This is a genomic window from Microbacterium sp. T2.11-28, from assembly GCF_950097975.1.
Taxonomy (GTDB): domain Bacteria; phylum Actinomycetota; class Actinomycetes; order Actinomycetales; family Microbacteriaceae; genus Microbacterium.
Window position 1 is genome coordinate 1 of record NZ_CATNHF010000011.1, and the last position, 18,412, is coordinate 18,412.

The 18,412-nt window shown below is 66.4% G+C and carries 15 protein-coding genes and 3 pseudogenes; 2 read left to right on the forward strand and 16 right to left on the reverse strand.

Going from position 1 to position 18,412, the window contains the following annotated elements; all coding sequences use genetic code 11:
* Window positions 1-115: 115 nt before the first annotated feature.
* Window positions 116-456, reverse strand: a pseudogene (locus QQZ13_RS06905) (transposase); the annotation flags it as partial.
* A 471-nt stretch (window positions 457-927) separates the two neighbouring features.
* Here QQZ13_RS06905 and QQZ13_RS06910 point away from each other — a divergent pair.
* Window positions 928-1,974, forward strand: coding sequence for an IS110 family transposase (locus tag QQZ13_RS06910; protein WP_179608796.1), 1,047 nt, complete (start codon window positions 928-930; stop codon window positions 1,972-1,974).
* Window positions 1,975-2,009: 35 nt separating this feature from the next.
* Here the strand turns inward: QQZ13_RS06910 and QQZ13_RS06915 are convergent.
* The 12 genes and pseudogenes from QQZ13_RS06915 to dnaK all read right to left on the reverse strand — a co-directional run.
* Window positions 2,010-2,247: pseudogene (locus tag QQZ13_RS06915) on the reverse strand (transposase); the annotation flags it as partial.
* Window positions 2,248-2,729: 482 nt separating this feature from the next.
* Complete coding sequence (locus tag QQZ13_RS06920; RefSeq protein ID WP_284528303.1) at window positions 2,730-3,257, reverse strand: general stress protein; 528 nt, start codon at window positions 3,255-3,257, stop codon at window positions 2,730-2,732.
* A 230-nt stretch (window positions 3,258-3,487) separates the two neighbouring features.
* Entirely contained in the window at window positions 3,488-3,937 is a 450-nt protein-coding gene (locus tag QQZ13_RS06925) for an Hsp20/alpha crystallin family protein (RefSeq protein WP_179608799.1), read from the reverse strand.
* A gap of 139 nt (window positions 3,938-4,076) precedes the next feature.
* On the reverse strand, window positions 4,077-4,982 hold the full coding sequence (locus QQZ13_RS06930) for an alpha/beta fold hydrolase (RefSeq protein ID WP_284528304.1): 906 nt from the start codon (window positions 4,980-4,982) through the stop codon (window positions 4,077-4,079).
* Window positions 4,979-6,691: an FAD-dependent oxidoreductase gene (locus QQZ13_RS06935; protein ID WP_284528305.1), complete on the reverse strand. Its 1,713-nt coding sequence runs from the start codon at window positions 6,689-6,691 to the stop codon at window positions 4,979-4,981. The genes QQZ13_RS06930 and QQZ13_RS06935 overlap by 4 nt, the downstream gene beginning before the upstream one ends.
* Window positions 6,688-6,948, reverse strand: coding sequence for a UBP-type zinc finger domain-containing protein (locus QQZ13_RS16305; protein ID WP_342395261.1), 261 nt, complete (start codon window positions 6,946-6,948; stop codon window positions 6,688-6,690). The genes QQZ13_RS06935 and QQZ13_RS16305 overlap by 4 nt, the downstream gene beginning before the upstream one ends.
* Complete coding sequence (trxA, locus tag QQZ13_RS06945) at window positions 6,945-7,397, reverse strand: thioredoxin (protein WP_284528306.1); 453 nt, start codon at window positions 7,395-7,397, stop codon at window positions 6,945-6,947. Before trxA ends, QQZ13_RS16305 begins: the two co-directional genes overlap by 4 nt.
* Window positions 7,394-10,021 (reverse strand): ATP-dependent chaperone ClpB, encoded by a 2,628-nt coding sequence (gene clpB / locus QQZ13_RS06950; protein ID WP_284528307.1) that lies wholly within the window; start codon window positions 10,019-10,021, stop codon window positions 7,394-7,396. Before clpB ends, trxA begins: the two co-directional genes overlap by 4 nt.
* Window positions 10,012-10,323 (reverse strand): chaperone modulator CbpM, encoded by a 312-nt coding sequence (locus QQZ13_RS06955; protein WP_087132767.1) that lies wholly within the window; start codon window positions 10,321-10,323, stop codon window positions 10,012-10,014. Before QQZ13_RS06955 ends, clpB begins: the two co-directional genes overlap by 10 nt.
* On the reverse strand, window positions 10,320-11,207 hold the full coding sequence (locus QQZ13_RS06960; RefSeq protein WP_087132768.1) for a DnaJ C-terminal domain-containing protein: 888 nt from the start codon (window positions 11,205-11,207) through the stop codon (window positions 10,320-10,322). The genes QQZ13_RS06955 and QQZ13_RS06960 overlap by 4 nt, the downstream gene beginning before the upstream one ends.
* 3 nt (window positions 11,208-11,210) lie before the next feature.
* The gene (locus QQZ13_RS06965; RefSeq protein WP_087132769.1) at window positions 11,211-11,750 is read right to left on the reverse strand and encodes a nucleotide exchange factor GrpE; all 540 of its coding nucleotides are present in this window, start codon (window positions 11,748-11,750) and stop codon (window positions 11,211-11,213) included.
* A gap of 18 nt (window positions 11,751-11,768) precedes the next feature.
* On the reverse strand, window positions 11,769-13,634 hold the full coding sequence (gene dnaK, locus QQZ13_RS06970) for a molecular chaperone DnaK (protein ID WP_284528308.1): 1,866 nt from the start codon (window positions 13,632-13,634) through the stop codon (window positions 11,769-11,771).
* A 710-nt stretch (window positions 13,635-14,344) separates the two neighbouring features.
* Between dnaK and QQZ13_RS06975 the strand changes: the two are divergent.
* Window positions 14,345-15,617 (forward strand): annotated as a pseudogene (locus QQZ13_RS06975) (IS3 family transposase).
* 283 nt (window positions 15,618-15,900) lie between these two features.
* Here QQZ13_RS06975 and QQZ13_RS06980 read toward each other — a convergent pair.
* The 3 genes from QQZ13_RS06980 to QQZ13_RS06990 form a co-directional block, all read right to left on the reverse strand.
* On the reverse strand, window positions 15,901-16,992 hold the full coding sequence (locus QQZ13_RS06980; RefSeq protein WP_179608815.1) for a hypothetical protein: 1,092 nt from the start codon (window positions 16,990-16,992) through the stop codon (window positions 15,901-15,903).
* A 384-nt stretch (window positions 16,993-17,376) separates the two neighbouring features.
* Window positions 17,377-18,210 (reverse strand): IS3 family transposase, encoded by an 834-nt coding sequence (locus QQZ13_RS06985; protein ID WP_284528309.1) that lies wholly within the window; start codon window positions 18,208-18,210, stop codon window positions 17,377-17,379.
* An 18-nt stretch (window positions 18,211-18,228) separates the two neighbouring features.
* On the reverse strand, window positions 18,229-18,412 hold a 184-nt coding region (locus QQZ13_RS06990), incomplete at its 5' end, for an integrase core domain-containing protein (RefSeq protein WP_284528310.1).

Consider the following 18,412-nt stretch of genomic DNA (forward strand, 5'->3'; position numbering starts at 1 on the left):
CGGGGTGTGACGCTTCCTGCTGTTCGTCATGATCTGACCAGTCTCCCTGCCCGCGACCGCGGACAACAGGACGACTCTCATAACGACTGGACCTACGAAACGGGGTCAGCCCAAACCCGATCTTGTAGGTGGCCTTCTCCGCGTGCATCAGCGCGAACTTCTCGCTCACTTCTGCTCCCTCGCGAAGAAGGCCGCGGCTTCTTTCAGGAACGCGTTCTCCTCCGCCAGGCGCCGGTTCTCAGCCTCCAGCCGCGCGATCCGCGCCGCGTCCACCGGCGCCGGGGCGGTCTCGGGATCCGGGTGCTGCTGGCGGTACGTCTTCACCCAGTACCCGAGCGAACTCTCGTTGATCTCCAGCTCCCGCGCGACCTGCGCGATCGGCCGCTGGCCCTGCACGACGAGCTGGACCGCGTCGGCCTTGAACTCATCGGTGAACTTCCTGCGATTTAAAGACATCTCGTCTCGTCGTCCCTTCCTGGTAACGACTGTCCACAAGAAGTGTCACACCCCATGTGTGGCACGAGGCGCCGAAGACGGGCCGGGCGCTTACTGCAGGGGGCTTCGTTTCACTCGGTAGTAGTGCTGCCTAGCAACTCCGAGGACGCGGCAGCAACGGTCGATCGGGATCCCGGCGTCGGCGAGGCGGTCGATCACCGGGAAGAGCTGTAATGGATTCTGGCGGGCCTGCGGCCGGCTGACAGGCTGGGCCTCGGCTCGGTCGTGTGACTCCGGGTAGAACCGACCCGCCGCTCGCGGCGGTGTCTTGAAAAGGACGTGTCCGCGACCGTGCCGCGGCTCGGCCTGCCCGCGCAGATGCCTTGATCAGAAGCCTGTCCGCCCGCAATGGCGTGACTCATTACAGATGTGTCTCTGAGCGACCCCACCCGAGCCAGCCCGCCGAAGTGCTGACATCCCAGAGGAGCTCGCATGACCACAGTCGCCGATCAGTTCGAACACGTCGTCGGCATCGACACCCACGCCCGAACACACACCTACTGCCTCGTCGAGACCCGCACCGGCGGCATCATCGACACGGCCACCTTCCCCACCACTACCGCCGGCACCAACCGCGCGCTCTCCTGGATCGCGCGACGCTCCCAGGGGACGACGACACTCGCGGCCATCGAGGGGACGTCCTCCTACGGCGCGGGCATCGCCGCGGCGTTGGCTGCGAGCGGGTTCGAAGTTACGGAGATCCGACCGATCGCCAGACCGTCACGCGCCCGCACCGGGAAGTCCGACCCGATCGACGCGGAAGCCGCCGCAAGAAGCGTGATCAGAGAAGACCTCGACAAGCTCGCCCAGCCACGCCGAAGCGGGGACCGGACTGCACTGCGCGTACTCCTGGCTGCCCGCGCACTCATCGATCAGCAGCGCACCGCAAACCGTAACGCCCTCACCGCCCTTGTCCGCAGCATCGAGCTCTCGGTCGACGCCCGCAAGCCGCTCACAGACGCCCAGATCGCGACGATCGCAGCCTGGCGCACGAATCGCGACGACGCGACAACTCGGGTGTTCCGCGAAGAAGCACGGCGACTCGCCAGAGCCGTGCTCGAGCAAACCGAAGTTCTGCGAGAGAACCACCGCCAGCTCGGGCAGCTCACGGAAGCGCTGGCGCCGGGGCTGCAGGCAGTCCCCGGAGTCGGAGCCGTGACCGGCGCGATCCTGGTCGCGGCCTACTCCCACCACAGCCGCGTTCGATCAGAAGCTGCGTTTGCCGCGCTCGGCGGCATCGCCCCGCTGCCCGCGTCATCCGGCAACACCACCCGCCACCGCCTCTCCCGGTCCGGCGATCGCCAACTCAACCGCGCAGTCGACGTCGTCGTCCGCACACGCCTGAGCTACGACCCCGCCACCCGTGAGTACGCCTCCCGCCGCCGAGCCGAAGGACTCTCCAACCGCGAGATCCGACGCTGCCTGAAACGCTACGTCTGCCGAGCGCTCTACCGCGAACTACGCGCCCGCATGACTTGACACGAGGCATAGAAGCGTCCTTTTGGGCGGGGGCGCTCCTCGTCGAGGAACTTCGCCGCCTGTCGGACGATCAGCAGCTCTGTCTCGAGCTCGCGGATGCGGCCCTTCGCGGCGCGCAGCTCCGCCGATTCCGAGGACGGGACCCCAGGTCGGCGGCCTTGGTCGATGTCGTCCTGGCGGATCCAGTTCGACAGCGGTCTGCTTGGCCTGCTTGCCGGCACGCACGAGCGCGACAGCGCGCGCACGGAACTCCGGCGGATAGGGGCGGGGCATGGGGACGAGCCTTCCGGATCAGGCCACCAGTTAGCCACCGAAACTGGAACCCTTCCGTGGGGCAGGTCAAACTGGAACCCTTTCCGTGGGGCAGGTCAAACTGGAACCCTTTCCGTGGGGCAGGTCAAACTGGAACCCTTTCCGGGGGGCAGGTCAAACTGGAACCCTTTCCGGGGGGCAGGTCAAACTGGAACCCTTTCCGGGGGGGCAGGTCAAACTGGAACCCTTTCGGTTCCTCACGCCCGAACCCCTCGAAGTCCAAGGGCTCCACGCCGGAACTTCGACGGGTGACAGCAGGCACTTCAGGGACTTCATCCGATCGATCAACGTCTCGAAGATTGTCTCCGGACAACGGGTCAGTTTCCACGAGGATGGCGGAATCGCGGAGCGCAACAGGACCGATACTGCTTGATTCTCGACGGACCTCTTCGTGTAGGGCGCTCGCGGCGCCATCGAAACGGAGACTGACGGGGAGCGCCTTTTCAGTCTCCGGGGTGGGCGGTCTGGTCCGCGAGGAGACGAGCGGCCTCCGCAGCGTATGGTGCTTCCACTTGGACCTCGTAGTGGCCCGCCTCGAGGGTCTCCTGTGAGTCGAAGTCCCGTCGGCCGCCCGTAGCCAGGTGTCCAAGGAAGTAGAGCAAAGCGCCCCAAACTGCGCCAGAGGCGACCGAGATGATCACGATGGCCAGCCAACCGAATCCGGGGGCGAACAGCCCGAACAGCAGACCTAGCAGAACACCGAACCACGCTCCAACGGCTGCGCCTCTTAGCGCAGCCTTTCCTCCTGTCAAGCGCCCGAGTACCTGCTCGACAACACGAACGTCGAGCCCTACGATCGCCACTCGTTCCACAGCGAAGCCGGCGTCGGAAAGACGGTCGACCGCTGCCTGTGCACTGGCGTAGTCAGAGAACCGCGCGATCGTTTGTTTCCAGCGGGGGTCATTGGTGAACGAGAGCTCCCTAGCGTCCTGTTCCGGAGGGTTGTTGCGAGGGGCATCGGGGCTGGTCATGGGCTTACTCCTTTAGTGAAACTGGATGAACCACCGTGCTAAGACCAGAAGGCTGGGTGCACGCCCGTCTTCCGGTCTTGCAAGGACGGGTGTTGCGCCGTTCGGCATCAGGGAAAAGGGTCGCCCTTGTTTGCTTTCGGCGCGTGCCGCGAACGAGAAGCATCGAGGTGGTTTGTTCCGTGCCCTACATCCGCGGCATGTTCTATGTCGGTGTGGGGCTTGTCGTCTGGCTAACTTTGGCTCGTCGATGGGTCTCCGGCCGGGCGTTGCTCCTGAGTCGAGTGCTGACTCAGGACATGAATCTTGCGGGGTTTTGCCTTTTCGCTTACTGGGATGACCAGGCTGAGCACGCCGTTGTCGTAGGAGGCGGAGATGTTGGCTGAGTCGACACCCTCGCCGATGCTGAACTGGCGGAGGTAGGTGCCCGCGGGTCGCTCCTGAACGAGCCACTTGGCTCCCTCGGTGCGGGGTGCAGTGCGCTGGGCGCGGATGGTCAGCAGCTGACCGTCGACGTCGATGTCTACCGACTCCGGTTCGACTCCGGGTAGGTCGGCGGTGAGAATGTAACGGTCAGCTTCCCGGTACAAGTCGACCGGCATCAGCCGCGGTCCTGGACGAGCCTGCAGAAGGCTCGATGCGAGGCGGTCAAGTTCGCCGAAAGGATCGGAGGACGTTGTCATAGTGAATCGATTCCTTCCCGATATGGTGGCGTCGGATGTCTCGGACGGTGCCCATGTTAGTTTGGTTCACCCCATCGGTGCTACTACTACCTCATTGTTTTTCGACCTTCATATCGGCACGGGAGTGGCACCCGTTCGATTACTCTGTGGTCACTGTCGTAGCGACGATTTGGGCGAGGCGCTTGCCGATGAGGTGGTTCGTTGCCCGCACACGCCGAACGGTGACCCCCTTCATCCGCTCCACGATGCGCAGCACGGCTTCGGAGCGGAACTCGTCGAGGTCGCCCATGATGACTTCAATGGGGGCTTTGACATGGGCGATGTCGCTGAGGGTGGTCTGTGACTCGATGGAGTGCTGCAACGACTTGATGAATGGCTCCCAGTTGCGTTCAGTGATATCTACAGCTTTGGGGATGGGCAGCAGCCGCTGTACCAGCGCAGCATGCCGGAGGGTGAACTCCCGGTTCGTGCGGAGGTACTCGTAGAGCCGCAGGTAGAAGTCCATCCGCACTCGCTCGATGACGTCCCCGATTTCATGGGGTGCGAGATAGATAGGTGGGCTGACCATCACGAGCTTCGCGACTCGCTTTTGCCGCCGGGCGGCGTACCGGGCGCCGATGAGCGCGCCCATCGAATGCCCGACCACAATGAACGGCTCCCGCAGCCGCAACGAGGCGACCGTCCGCTCGATAGCGGCGACATGGTCGGCCAGGGTGTAGTCCGCCCACTCCGGCGCCGGCGACTCGCCGAAGCCGAGCAGGTCGATGGCGATGCACCGGTGGGTGCGCTCGAGCAGCGGGATCACGTGGTGAAACGTCACCGACGAGGAGGCGATGCCGTGCAGCAGCAGCACTGTCGGACCCTCGCCGCGTTCCTCGGCGATATGCAGCACCGGCATGCGGCGAAACCACCTCATCCGACGCAACGTCGAGCGGATCTCGCCCGCCACGCCCGCCTGTGCCACCGTAGGACCCGCGGGTTCTCCCACGGCTGCCGGGTTCGGGGAGGCGTGCGGCGTCACGTGTCCCTGGATGTCGGAGCTCATGAGCACACCCGACTGTGACGACCCTCGTTCAGGTACTCGTGGATCTGCCGGACCGCACTGGCGCCCTCACCCACAGCCGAGGTCATTCGCTTCACAGACCCGTGCCGCACATCGCCGATAGCGAAGACCCCGGGGATGGTGGTCTCCAAAGAGAAGCGGGGGTTTCCTTCCGTCCGCACGCCAGCCAGCTCCGCCTCCGCGCCGGTGAGGATGTACCCGTCAGGATCGCGTGCCACATCGACCTTCAAACCCGTCGTCGCCGGAGCGGCGCCGACGAAGACGAACACGTGCCCCACGCGGAACTTCTCCAGCACGTCACCGTGACGGACCGTGACCGCCTCCAAACGGTTGTCGCCGTGTGCTTCCACCACCTCCGAGGACAGCAGCACGTTGATACGAGGGTGATGCTGGATCTGGTCCACCAGGTATCTGGACATTCCCGCTCCCAAGTCCGCGGCGCGCACCACAAGGTGCACACGGGAGGACGTGCGGGCAAGAAACAGCGCGGCCTGTCCGGCGGAGTTGCCGCCGCCGACAACAGCGACAGGTGTGTCTACGCACATCCGCGCTTCCTGCGCTGTTGCCGCGTAGAACACGTTCGAGGTCTGGAACCGGTCCAGCCCCGCGGCGGGAAGCGAGCGGTATCGCACCCCGGTGGCAAGGACCACCACATCTGAGGTGACCTCACTGCCATCTTCGAAGATCACCCGGAAGCGGTCCTCATCCTCCACGACCTCCTGGACCGTGGTCGGGATGTCCAACGTGGCACCGAACTTGCGCACTTGCAGGAGGCTGCGGTCGGCGAGCTCAGTGCCGGAGATTCCGGCAGGAAACCCTAGATAGTTCTCGATCTTCGCTGACGTTCCCGCCTGCCCGCCGGTGGCGACCGCGTCGCACAGGTAGACCGACAACCCATCGGAGGCTGCGTACACCGCCGCGGCAAGACCAGCCGGCCCAGCGCCGACCACGACGACATCGCAGGTGGCCGGTGGGGCGGGCGGGCGCATCCCCAACTCTTCGGCAAGCCGTGCCGGGGTGGCACCCAGGACGGTGCGCGAGCCGCCGAGGATCACCAGCGGGAAGTCGGCGACGGTGGCGCCGAGCTGGCGGACCAGCCGCTCCGCCTTCTCGTCCTCATCCAAGTCCACCAGCCGGTGGGGCAGCCGGTTCCGCGCGATGAAGTCCAGCAGATCCCGAGTCTGCGGGGAGAAGCAGGAGCCGACGATCCGCAGGCCCGCTCCCGCCCCGATGGCCAGGGAGCGGCGGATGAGGTAGGCCCGCAGGATGATCTCACCCAACAGCGGGTCCGAGGTGACGATGGCCTCCAGCTCATCGACAGGCACCTCCACCACCTCGGCGGCGCCGATGGCGGAGACGAACACGAAAGACGGCTGCCCCTCCAGCAGCCCGACGTCTCCCACGAACCGGCCGTGGCCGTGCACCCCGACCGCCAACGGCTTATCGGAGTGACGCGGGTCTGCCGCAGGTTCGGTGTCTGCGGTGAGCAGGTGCCCTTCCAGGACAACGTAGAGGGACGAGGGGTGTTCGCCGGGCCTGATGAGAACCTCCCCGTCCGTGAGTGTGCGACGCGTGCCTCGGTCGAGTAGCACGGCGATATGCTCGTCACTGAGCCGCGGGAAAGCGCCGATGGTGTCAGGCGTCTCAGCCTGGGAGGCTTCACTGCGGTCGGTGGCGAGCAGATCGCTCATAGGTACGCTTCGTCTACGTAGCACCAGCTCCAGTCCTCGCCCGGTTCCAGTGAACGGACGATGGGATGCCCGGAGGCAAGCACGTGGGCGCGGGCATGCCGCATCGGGGACGAATCGCAACACCCTACCTTCCCGCAAGTGCGACACATCCGCAGGTGCAGCCACCCCGCACCCACGGCCACACAGTCCTCACACTCCCCCGGCGTGCGGGCACGGACCGGGCGGATGAGCGGGACGTGCGGGTCGACGTATCTCATGGGGCACCGCCGGCCGAATCTGCCTTCTTCTGCAGCGCCTCGTCCACCCAGCGCAGCAGCACGTCCGGCGGGGCGGCACCGGATTGGCGGGAGAGCACGTTCCCTTGGTCGAGGATGAGCAGGGTCGGCACCGCCTGGACGGAGAACTTGCGGGCCGTCTCCGGTGCGGCGTCCACGTCCACTTTCACCAGCTTGAGCTTGCCGGCACGTTCCGTGGCGACCTTCTCGAGGGCGGGGCTGACCATCCGGCATGGTCCGCACCAGGTCGCCCACAAGTCCACGAGCACCACTTGCGGGGCCTTCTCGACCACTTCGGCGAAATCCGCGTCACCCGCGTCGACGATCCACGGCACGGTGCTTTTGCAGACGCCGCACCGCGGGTACCCAGACGCGGCGGCGGGGACACGGTTCCGCTTGCCGCAGTTGGGGCAGGTCACAATTGCGCTCACACCGCGTCCTCCTCTTCGACGGGCGCCGCGATGTTGAAGACGAGGTCGCCGTCCTGCACATCCAGCGTGACCGTCGACCCGTCCACCACCTGCCCGCTCAGCAGCGCACGGCCCAGCCGAGTCTCGATCTCATGGCTGATGTAGCGTCGCAGCGGACGCGCACCGTATACGGGGTCGTAGCCGCGGTCGGCGATGAGCTGGCGTGCCGCGGGCGTCAACTCGATGCGGATCTGACGCTCGGCCAGCCGGGAGCGCAGGTCGGTGAACTGCAGCTCCACAATGTCCCGGATCTGTTCGCGACCCAGCGGCGAGAACACCACGATGTCATCCACCCGGTTGAGGAACTCGGGGCGGAAGTGGGCGCGCAGCTCACCGAGCACAACGTTTCGCACGTCATCGGGGATCGCGCCGCCATCGGAGCCCAACAGATGGTGAGCTCCGATGTTGGAGGTCATGATGACGATGGTGTTGCGGAAGTCGACGGTGCGTCCCTGGCTGTCGGTGATGCGGCCGTCGTCGAGGACCTGCAGCAGCGTGTTGAACACGTCCGGGTGCGCTTTCTCGATCTCGTCGAAAAGGACCACGCTGTACGGGTGGCGGCGCACCGCCTCGGTCAGCTGCCCGCCCTCGTCATACCCCACATACCCGGGAGGTGCACCGACCAGCCGGCTGACGGTGTGACGTTCCTGGTACTCGCTCATATCCAGCCGGACCATCGCCGACTCGCTGTCGAACAGTGCCTGCGCGAGCGCTTTGGCCAGTTCGGTCTTTCCCACACCGGTGGGGCCGAGGAAGATGAACGAGCCGATGGGTCGGCGCGGGTCGCGGATGCCGGAGCGGGCACGGATAATCGCGTCGCTGACGAGCGTGATGGCCTCATCCTGACCGACCACCCGCTCCTTGAGGGTGGCGTCCAGGGTGAGGATCTTGTTGCGTTCACCTTCCTGCAGCCGGGCCACGGGGATCCCCGTCCACGCTGCGACGATCTCGGCGATCTCGTCCTCGGTGACCACCTCCCGCAGCAGCCGCTGCCCGCCTTGTTTGGAGGTGAGACGCTCCTCCTCGGCGCGCAGGCGTCGTTCCGCGTCAGCGATAGCCCCGTACCGCAGTTCAGCGGCACGGTTGAGGTCGTAGGAGCGCTCAGCTTCCTCCGCCTCCCGCCGCAGCCGCTCCAGCTCACTGCGCAGCTCCTGGACCTTGCGGATCGCTTGACGCTCCGCCTCCCACTGGGCGCGCTTGGAGTCCGCCTCCGCCTTCAGGTCGGTCAGTTCCCGGCGCAGCTCCTCCAGCCGTTTCTTGCTGGCAGGGTCCGTTTCCTTCGACAGCGCCGCTTCCTCGATCTCCAGGCGGGTCACCCGCCGGGTCAGCTCGTCGAGCTCAGCGGGCATTGAGTCGATCTCGGTTCGCAGTCGCGCGCAGGCTTCGTCGATGAGGTCGATGGCCTTGTCGGGCAGGAACCGGTCGGAGATGTACCGGTGGGACAGCACGGCGGCAGCGACCAATGCGCTGTCCTGGATGCGGACACCGTGGAAGATCTCCAGCCGTTCGCGCAGGCCGCGGAGGATGGAGATCGCGTCCTCCACGTCGGGCTCCTCGACCATCACCGTCTGGAACCGGCGTTCCAGGGCAGCATCCTTCTCGATGTGCTTGCGGTACTCATCGAGGGTGGTGGCACCGATGAGGTGCAGCTCGCCGCGTGCGAGCATCGGCTTGAGCATGTTGCCGGCGTCCATCGCCCCTTCGGTCGCTCCCGCCCCAACCAGGGTGTGCAGCTCGTCGATGAACAGCAGGATGCGTCCCTCCGCTGCTTTCACCTCCGCCAGGACTGCCTTCATTCGCTCTTCGAATTCGCCCCGGTACTTCGCGCCGGCTACCAGGGCCGACAGGTCCAGCGAGAACACGGTCTTGTCGCGGAGGCCCTCGGGCACGTCCTCACGCAAGATCCGCTGGGCAAGGCCCTCCACGATGGCGGTCTTTCCGACACCGGGCTCGCCGATGAGGACGGGGTTGTTCTTGGTCTTGCGGGAGAGGATCTGGATGACCCGGCGGATCTCCGCGTCACGCCCGATGACCGGGTCAAGCTTGCCCAACCGGGCGTCAGCGACCAGGTCACGGCCGTACTTCTCCAGCGCCTCGTACGTCTGCTCGGGGGTGGCGGAGTTGACGTGCTGGTTGCCGCGGATCTTGGTGAGCGCGCTGAGGAAGCTCTCCCGGGTGATACCGTGCCCGCGCAGCACGCGGGACGCGGCACGGTTGGAGGAGTCGTCGGCGAGGGCCAGAACGAGATGCTCCACGGAGATGTAGGAGTCTTTCAGCCGCTTTGCCTCCCGCTCCGCCCGTTCCAGGGTGGAGGTGAGGCTGCGGCTCACGTACACCTGACCGGTCTGCGGGGAGGACCCGGAGACGCTGGGCTTGCGGGCGATCTCCGCTTCGACGTCGGCGCGTACCGCTTCCACGTCAGCACCCGCTGTCTGCAGCAGTCGGGGAACCAGCCCCTCCTCCTGCTGCAGCAGTGCGAGCAGGAGATGCTCCTCGTCCGTTTCGATCTGACCGGCCAGGACCGCGATGCTCTGGGCCGAGGTGAGCGCTTCCTGCGACTTCTGAGTGAGTGAGTTCATGTCCATGGGGTGTCTCCTTCGAGTCGGATGGTCCGGTGCTGCTCGAGCTGCTCGATGCGGGCGAGCAGGTCGAGCACGAGTGCGATGCCGGCGTAGTTCACGGCAAGATCGGAGTGCAGACGCACGATGGTGTGCACGCGGGCGGGGACGGTACCGGCGAACCACAGCCGGCCGCTGGTGTCGACGTGGGCGGTGACCAGCCCCAGCTCGACGAACTTCCGCAGCGTATCCGGGTGGATACCTGCGGCCACCGCGGTCGCCGCCAGGTCGGCCCGGGCGACACGGACGGGCAGGTGATGTGAGGTCATGATCCTCTCCTGGCATCAAACGACGATTCGTCGCGGAGCTGTTCGAACAGCTCCTTCTCCTTCTTGCTGAGAGTGCGCGGAACGACGACCTTCACCCGCGCATACAGGTCTCCTGGCTGTCCTCTGCGGGGCATCCCCTGCCCGCGCAGGCGGAGCCGCCTGCCAGTGGACGAGCCGGGCGGAACGTGCACGGTGACCGGGCCGCCGGGGGTGGGCACGCTGACATCCGCGCCCAGCGCCGCCTCCCACGGTGAGATGGGAAGGTCCGTTTCGATGTCCGCGCCGCTGAGCCGGTACCGCTTACTGTCCTTCACGCGCAGCGTGACCAGCAGGTCCCCGTCCTGTCCGTCGGCGCCCGCTCCGCCTGCGCCCGAGATCCGCAGCCGCTGCCCGTCGACAGCGCCCGCTGGGATGTCGATGGTGTACTCCTGCGCGCCGCCGTACGGGGACGCGACCTGCACGGTGCGCCGCCCGCCCCGGTAGGCCTCCTCGACGGTGATCTCCAGCTCCGCGGTGTGGTCGGCGCCGCGACCGAAACCACCGAAGCCGCCCCCGAAGAGGTCCTCCCAGTTCGAGCTCTGCGCGCCGCCCCCGCTCCACGTGTATCGGGTGCCCCCGCTGCGGCGCGGCTGCTCGGAGGAGCGAGCCGCGTCCGCGGCGGCGTACTGCCGGAAGTTCTCACCGAACCGGTCGTACTGTGAGCGGGTTTCCGGGTCCGACAGCACATCGTGGGCTTCACTGATCCGTTTGAAGGTCTCCTCCGCCCCCGGGGTCTTGTTGACGTCCGGGTGGAACTTGCGGGCCTTCTCCCGGTAGGCGCGGCGGATCTCCTTCTGATCCGCCGACCGGGAGACCCCGAGCGCGCTGTAGAGATCCTCCGCCATCTCCTACTCCTCATCCGGCCTGCGGGTGACCACGACCGCAGCCGGTCGCAGCATCCGCTCAGGCGTTCCGAACCCGGGGCGAGTGACGGCGAGGATGCTGCGCGGCGGGACGCTGGCATCCTCGACCACCGAGACCGCCTCGTGCAGCTGCGGGTCGAACTCCGCACCGTCGATGACAATCTCGGGGTAACCGAGTGCGCGCAACGCATCAGCGGCCTGCGCCCGGATGGCCTGCATGCCACCCAGAACGCCCTCGTCAAGGTCCACCCCGAAGCTGAGCGCCCGGTCCAGCCCGTCGACGACGGGCAAGAAGGCTTTGGCGGTGTGCCGCCGCTCCTGCTCGCGGACGGTCTGGATCTCGCGCGCCATCCGTTTGCGGAGGTTGTCGTAGTCCGCCGCCGCCCGGCGCCACCGGTCCTCGGCCGTCTCCAACTGGGCGGCGACCGCTGCTTGCGCGGCGCGGATCTCCTCCGGGGACACGTCGGTGAGGTCGTCGTTCAGCAGGTCCACGGCCCGCGTGTCCTCGTTCTGCTCCTCGACCATCGCGATCCTCCCTCCGTGCTACTTGTCGAATTCGGCGTCGACGACGTCGTCTTCGTCGTCCTGAGCGGGCTGCTCAGCGTGGCTGGCGTTCGCGCGGGCTGCAGCAAGGGACTGCGCAACCTGTAGCAGCTCGCCGGTGCGCTCTTTCGCTTCCTGCTCGCCGACGTTGTTCTGCACTGCCTCGCGGGCCTGCGTGATGAGCAGCTCCGCGCGGGCACGCTCGTGCTCCGGTGCAGCGTCGCCGAGCTCACGCAGTACCCGCTCGACCTGGTAGGCGGCGGAGTCCAGCTCGTTGCGGGCGTCCACGGCCTGGCGCAGCGCCTGGTCGTCAGCACGGTGCTGCTCGGCTTCCTTAATCATCCGGTCGATCTCGCCCTGGTCCAGATTCGAGGTGTCGCTGATGGTGATGCCCTGCTCGGTGCCGGTGTCCTTGTCCTTCGCCGTCACGTGCAGGATGCCGTTCGCGTCGATGTCGAAGGTGACCTCCACCTGCGCTTCACCGCGAGGAGCGGGGCGGATGCCGGTGAGCTGGAACCGGCCCAGCACCCGGTTGTCTGCGGCGTTCTCCCGCTCGCCCTGCAAGACAACGATCTCCACCGACGGCTGGTTGTCTTCGGCCGTGGAGAACACCTCGCTGCGTCGGGCGGGGATGGTGGTGTTGCGTTCGATGATCTTCGTCATCACGCCACCGCGGGTCTCCACACCCAGCGACAGCGGGGTGACATCCAGCAGCAGCACGTCGTCGACGTCGCCCTTGAGGACGCCCGCCTGGATGGCGGCGCCCACAGCGACCACCTCATCGGGGTTCACCGTCATGTTCGGCTCCTTGCCGCCGGTGAGCCGCTTGACGAGCGCTTGGACAGCGGGGATGCGGGTGGAACCGCCCACGAGGATGACCTCGTCGATATCGTTCTCGCTGACCTTCGCGTCGGCCATCGCCTGACGCACCGGACCGAGGCACCGCTCAACGAGGTCAGCGGTGAGGTCTTCGAACTTGGACCGCTTCACGGTCATGGTGAGGTGCTTGGGTCCGCTGGCGTCGGCAGTGATGAAGGGCAGGCTGACCTGGGTCTGGGACACCGAGCTGAGCTCGACCTTCGCCTTCTCGGCCGCCTCGAACAGTCGCTGCAGCGCCTGCGGGTCGTTGCGCAGGTCGATGCCGTTCTCGTTCTTGAACTCGTCGGCAAAGTAGTCCACCAGCCGGCGGTCGAAGTCGTCGCCGCCCAGGTGGGTGTCACCGGCGGTGGATCGCACTTCGACGACCCCGTCGCCCACGTCGAGGAGGCTGACATCGAACGTGCCGCCACCGAGGTCGAACACCAGGATGGTCTCGTGGTTCTTCTTGTCCATTCCGTACGCCAGTGCGGCGGCGGTGGGCTCGTTGATGATGCGCAGCACCTCGAGCCCGGCGATGCGTCCGGCGTCCTTGGTCGCGGTGCGTTGGGCGTCGTTGAAGTAGGCGGGAACGGTGATGACGGCCTCGGTCACCTTCTCACCGAGGAACTTGCTGGCGTCGTCGACGAGCTTGCGCAGCACCTGGGCGCTGATCTCCTCCGGCGCGTACTGCTTGCCGCGGATGTTGAACCGTGCTTCGCCGTTGGGGCCTTCCACGACGTCGAAGCCGACGGCGTTGGCTTCCTCCTTGATCTCGTCGAAGGACCGGCCGATGAACCGCTTGGCGGACGAGATGGTGCCCTTCGGGTTGAGGATGCTCTGCCGGCGGGCAAGCTGCCCCACCAGCCGTTCACCGTCCTCGGTGAAAGCGACCACCGACGGGGTAGTGCGGGCTCCCTCCGCGTTCGGGATGACCTTCTCCTCGCCGGCCTCCCAGACGGCGATAACGGAGTTCGTGGTTCCCAGATCGATTCCTACTGCCTTGGCCATGATGATTGTTCCTTTCTTGTCGCGTGAGACACGTTTCAGGGGTCGTCAAAGAGCGCGCCAGGATCGGCGCAGGCGCAGGGCTGAGTGCCCAGAGTCAGGAAGCAGGCTGCTTCAGGGGGACCTTTCCGGACGGCGGGCTGCTCGATGGGCATCACCACCCGCAGGACGCCCAGGTCGCAGCTGGCGGTGACGCTGTCGCTATCGATGCCGGGCGCCAGTCCCAGCAGCCGCATGAATTGCCCGTGGGGGCCGTTCGGCGGTGAACCACTTCGCGCCGGCGGTCGCGGACTGGGCCGCTCACCGCGCGGACGGTGAGCGGCCGGCCGCCCACCCAGCTCGATGGACTCCGAGGCGATGCCTGGCAGGTTCGCCCCAGGAACGTACTCGTCGCCCTCTCGGGACAGATCGACCGACATCGAGCGCGGATCCATCTGCTGAGCGACGCGCAGGTCCGCACATGAGGTAACCATCTCACCACCTCCACATTTACGCTGAGTCGCTATAACTCCACTGCCAATGTTTGTTCGGCGGTCGGAGGTGTAGACCCCACCTGGACGATGTGGTCCAAGCAGATGCGCGAACGAAACTAGCTTTGACGCCAGAATGGACCGCACGAAGACATTTCGCAAGTCATTTGCCTGACGAACGGAGCCTGAACCGTCCCCGGTTTGATGCCGCTTCCTTTCGAGTCTGGAAGGAAGATGATGATCATGCCGAAGAGGATTCCGGAGGAGACGAAGCAGCGCGCTATCCGGCTCGTGCTCGATCACCTCGATGAGTACCCGAACCTCACGACCGCGTGCGAGACGGTGTCGAAGCGGCTCGGTTTCGGCGCTGAGAGCTTGCGCCGGTGGGTGCGGCAGGCGCAGGTCGACGCCGGCGACCGGCAGGGGTCAGCACGACCGAGTCGGAGCGGATCCGCAAGCTCGAGCGCGAGAACCGCGAGCTGCGTGAGGCCAACGCGATCCTGCGGGACGCGGCGGTTTTCTTCGCCGGGGAGCTCGACCCCCGAAAGCGCTGATCGTCTCGTTCATCGACGAGCAGCGCGCCAAGGGCCGCGCGGTCGAGTCGATCTGCGATGTCCTGCGGGAGCAGGGCGTGCAGGTCGCCGCGCGAACCTATCGGTCCTGGAAGACTGCCCAGCCCAGCAACCGCGATCTGGAGGACGCGGCGGTGATCGACGCGATCCTCGCCGCTCGCGTCGACGAGAACGGGAAGGTGACGCCGGAGTCGATGTATGGCCGGCGGAAGATGACCGCGCTCCTGCGGCGACGCGGTCTGGCCGTGTCGAAGCGGCGCGTGGACCGGCTGATGCGGCAACTCGGCATAGGCGGGCTCGTGCGAGGCAAGCGCGTGCGGACGACGATCCCAGATCGGAACGCGCAGCGTGCGCCGGACCTGCTGGAGCGGGACTTCTCCGCAGAGGCACCCAATCGGCGTTGGGTCGCGGACTTCACGTATGTGCGCACCTGGGCCGGGTTCGTCTACGTGGCCTTCGTGATCGACTGCTTCTCCCGGACGATCGTGGGCTGGTATGCCAGCACGAGCAAGACGACCCCGCTGGTGACCACCGCGCTGCGGATGGGTCTCTGGCGGCGCGACCGTGCCGGTCACCCCGCCGGTGACGGGCTCGTGCACCACTCCGACGCCGGCAGCCAGTTCACCTCGATCAGCTTCGCCGAGACCCTCGCCCTCGAGGGCATAGCCGCGTCCATCGGGTCGATCGGCGACGCCTACGACAACGCCCTCGCCGAGTCGACGATCGGGCTGTTCAAGAACGAAGCCATCCGCGACGACTCCCCATTCCGCAACGGGCCGCTGCGGACCGTCGACGACGTGGAATGGGTCACCGCCGAATGGGTCGACTGGTACAACCACCGGCGCCTGCACTCCACGCTCGGCGATGTCCCGCCCGACGAGTTCGAGGCCGTCTACTACGCTGACCTCGAAACGCCATCCCACCCGGTGCTGGCACCCGCATAGGAGCGGCAGAGAACCGGGGACGCCTCAGGGTGACCATGAGGTTGGCGAGGGCGACGAGATGCCACTTGTCGACTGCGATCCGCGCGTCCGGCAGGGCGGTGCGGATCCCGGATCGACAGGTACAACAGCGCCCGCCCGCACACCCGCCTCGGCAACGCCCCACCCGCCGAGTACGAGGCAGCGCACTGCGCTGAGCCCACCAAGTCATCGCGACCGGCAATGACACCTGCATAGACGTGGCATCAACGCGTAGATGTTTCAGTTTCTTCTGTCTGGGGCTGTGTCAGGTGCTGGACCGGGTGTAGGCAGCGGCGCGCACCACATCGTCGTCCTCCAGTCCAGCTCCTAGTGCTCCGCCCACGGTGGCCAGGCTGGCGGTGAGCCAGCTGATCTTCGCGTAGTCCAAAGCGTTCACTGGGTGACCGGCGATACCGGCCAGTACCTGCTCGTCGATGAGCAGCAGCGCGCCGACCCAGGACAGGATGAATAAGCCGAGGTAGAACACCACAACCCCGATGGCCACGGTGGCGGTGGTGGCCAAATTGAACAGGATCACCTGCTCACGTTGGGCTCGCCGCCGTGGGCGCTCCCACAAGTCGGCTCCCAGGATCAGGGTGGCACTCACCGCCCCGATCGCCATCACCGCCAGCAGGACCAGGCGCACCGGCCCGTAGGCCATGGCCAGTACCCATAGGTCCGAGGCCACCAATGTCAGCATGCCGGTGGCCGCTGCCACGACCATCGCCCGGGAGAGCCGGGCCACGAAGGCCCAAGGCTGGTTGGCGCGGATCATGCCCAGCAGCAGCCGCACGTTGCCGCTCAGCACTCGGGCCGTGAACTGCACGACGTTGTCGTCCGGGCGTTCGTCGAGATCGGTGGACAGCTGGTGGGCTCTTCGAGCAAGATCCCGCTGGGCGTTGAGGTCTTCGGCGTCGTAGCCCAGGAGCTGCCCGACCACGTGCACGGTGGTCTCTTGCACCTTCTGCCGCACGTGCACGGGTCCCAGGGTTGGGACGGAGACCAGTCCTACCCCGTGCACGGGGCTGAGCTGGGTGAGCACCGGACGTCGGCCGGTCTTCAGGGGGATCTCGGTGAGCACCACGGCCAAATCCCAGTTCTCCTCCAGCACGCGGTTTCGGGCTGCCTCCAGCAGGTCCAAGGTCTCGGTGGGTGGATCGACCAGCCGGTCTTCGGCCATCTTCAGTTGCCAGCGCACTCCCGGATACCGCTGCACCAAAATCTTGCGCACCGAGGTGGTGACCTCGGGGCCGAGCACCGCACTCAGGGATGGTGAGACCACCAGGCCGATGAGCAGCTCAGCATCGGAAAGGGGTTCGGCAGGATCGGCGGTGGATCCGCAACGCTCAGCAGTCACCGCTCCATGATGAGGCAACCACGGGCCGGATTGCTACTGGCTCGATGGAGCCCCCAAGGTTTCGTGCAGCACCGCGGGCCGGATTCGGTGGTCGCCTCGATCCCGGAAAGAGCGGTGCTGCTCACTGCGAAATCCTCTCCCCGCCGACGCCGCCAGCGCGAAGACATCACAGCCAGCGGGCCCGGGACCTGCCGGTGTCGAGGACGGCTTCTCGATGATGCTGCAGTGACGGATCGGTTGAAGTGTTTCGGCGGTGTGGGAGCGGTGATCAGCGTGGGGCCGGTCGATTCCGTTCGGACAGGTGATGCATCGACTGCCCAGCGGCAGGTGCGGTACTGATGCGAGGTGGGCTGTGTCAAGTTTCGTGGACGGTCTCTTTGGTGGTCAGGCCGCGATCGCGGTCTGATGGTCGTGGTCGGCGCGGACTTCGGCGGGGGTGCGGTACCCGAGGGTCGAGTGCAGCCGCTGCCGGTTGTAGAACACCTCGATGTACTGCATGACGTGGAACCGTGCTCGTGCGCGGGTGGCGAACGTGTGACGGTGGTACATCTCGTTCTTGAGCATGCTGAAGAACGACTCGGCAACGGCGTTGGCCCAGCACACCCCGGTGCGCCCGACGGACAGCCGCACGCCGGAGCTGGTGGCGAGGGCGGCGTATTCGGCCGAGGTGTAGACCGATCCTCTGTCGGAATGGAACACGGCTCCCTGTGTGAGGCGATCGTGGGTGTGTGCCATCCGGAGGGCATCGCAGACGAGTTCGGCGCGCATGTGGGCGGCCATCGACCAGCCGACCACTTCACGGTTGAACAGATCGATCACTGTCGCCAGGTACAGCCAGCCCTCCGAGGTGCGCAGGTAGGTGATGTCACCGACGAGCCGCTGCCCGGGCGCGTCGGCGGTGAAGTCGCGGCGCAGCAGGTCCGGGCGGGTGATCTCGTCCTCGGCGGGGATCGTGGTGCGCTTACGGCTCCGGGGCTGGACGCCGAAGATCCCGAGGTCGCGCATCAGGGCTCGCACCAGTCCTTCCGATGCGGCCACGCCGCAGCGGCGCAGCTCGGCCAGGACTCGCCGGAAACCGCTGGTCTGGTTCGATGCCTCGTGGATCTGCGCGATCTGCTCGGCCAGCGCCTGCCTACGCGCCGCGCGCGGCGAGGGTGCGGGGCCGCGGCGCGCCCAGGCGTAGTAGCCGGCGCGGGAGACCCCGAGCAGACCGGCCATGAACCTGAGCCGCCCCCTTCATTCGGTCCGGACGTTCTGTGAGTCGTCGGTTTCCATTTGATGGGTGCACTGTCGAGCGTACTCGGCTGGGGGTAGGTAGCCGAGCGAGGAGTGCCGGCGGTGGTGGTTGTACTCGTCCTTCCAGTCGCCGATGATGACCTGCGCGTGCAGCAGCGAGTAGAAGCTGTTGATGTTGAGGCAC

Excerpts from the sequence above, each read along its gene's own strand:
- QQZ13_RS06910 (WP_179608796.1), top strand. The coding sequence starts at position 928 with ATGACCACAGTCGCCGATCAGTTCGAACACGTCGTCGGCATCGACACC.
- QQZ13_RS06920 (WP_284528303.1), bottom strand. The coding sequence starts at position 3,257 with ATGACCAGCCCCGATGCCCCTCGCAACAACCCTCCGGAACAGGACGCT.
- QQZ13_RS06925 (WP_179608799.1), bottom strand. The coding sequence starts at position 3,937 with ATGACAACGTCCTCCGATCCTTTCGGCGAACTTGACCGCCTCGCATCG.
- QQZ13_RS06930 (WP_284528304.1), bottom strand. The coding sequence starts at position 4,982 with ATGAGCTCCGACATCCAGGGACACGTGACGCCGCACGCCTCCCCGAAC.
- QQZ13_RS06935 (WP_284528305.1), bottom strand. The coding sequence starts at position 6,691 with ATGAGCGATCTGCTCGCCACCGACCGCAGTGAAGCCTCCCAGGCTGAG.
- QQZ13_RS16305 (WP_342395261.1), bottom strand. The coding sequence starts at position 6,948 with ATGAGATACGTCGACCCGCACGTCCCGCTCATCCGCCCGGTCCGTGCC.
- clpB (WP_284528307.1), bottom strand. The coding sequence starts at position 10,021 with ATGGACATGAACTCACTCACTCAGAAGTCGCAGGAAGCGCTCACCTCG.
- QQZ13_RS06955 (WP_087132767.1), bottom strand. The coding sequence starts at position 10,323 with ATGACCTCACATCACCTGCCCGTCCGTGTCGCCCGGGCCGACCTGGCG.
- QQZ13_RS06960 (WP_087132768.1), bottom strand. The coding sequence starts at position 11,207 with ATGGCGGAGGATCTCTACAGCGCGCTCGGGGTCTCCCGGTCGGCGGAT.
- QQZ13_RS06965 (WP_087132769.1), bottom strand. The coding sequence starts at position 11,750 with ATGGTCGAGGAGCAGAACGAGGACACGCGGGCCGTGGACCTGCTGAAC.
- dnaK (WP_284528308.1), bottom strand. The coding sequence starts at position 13,634 with ATGGCCAAGGCAGTAGGAATCGATCTGGGAACCACGAACTCCGTTATC.
- QQZ13_RS06985 (WP_284528309.1), bottom strand. The coding sequence starts at position 18,210 with ATGGCCGGTCTGCTCGGGGTCTCCCGCGCCGGCTACTACGCCTGGGCG.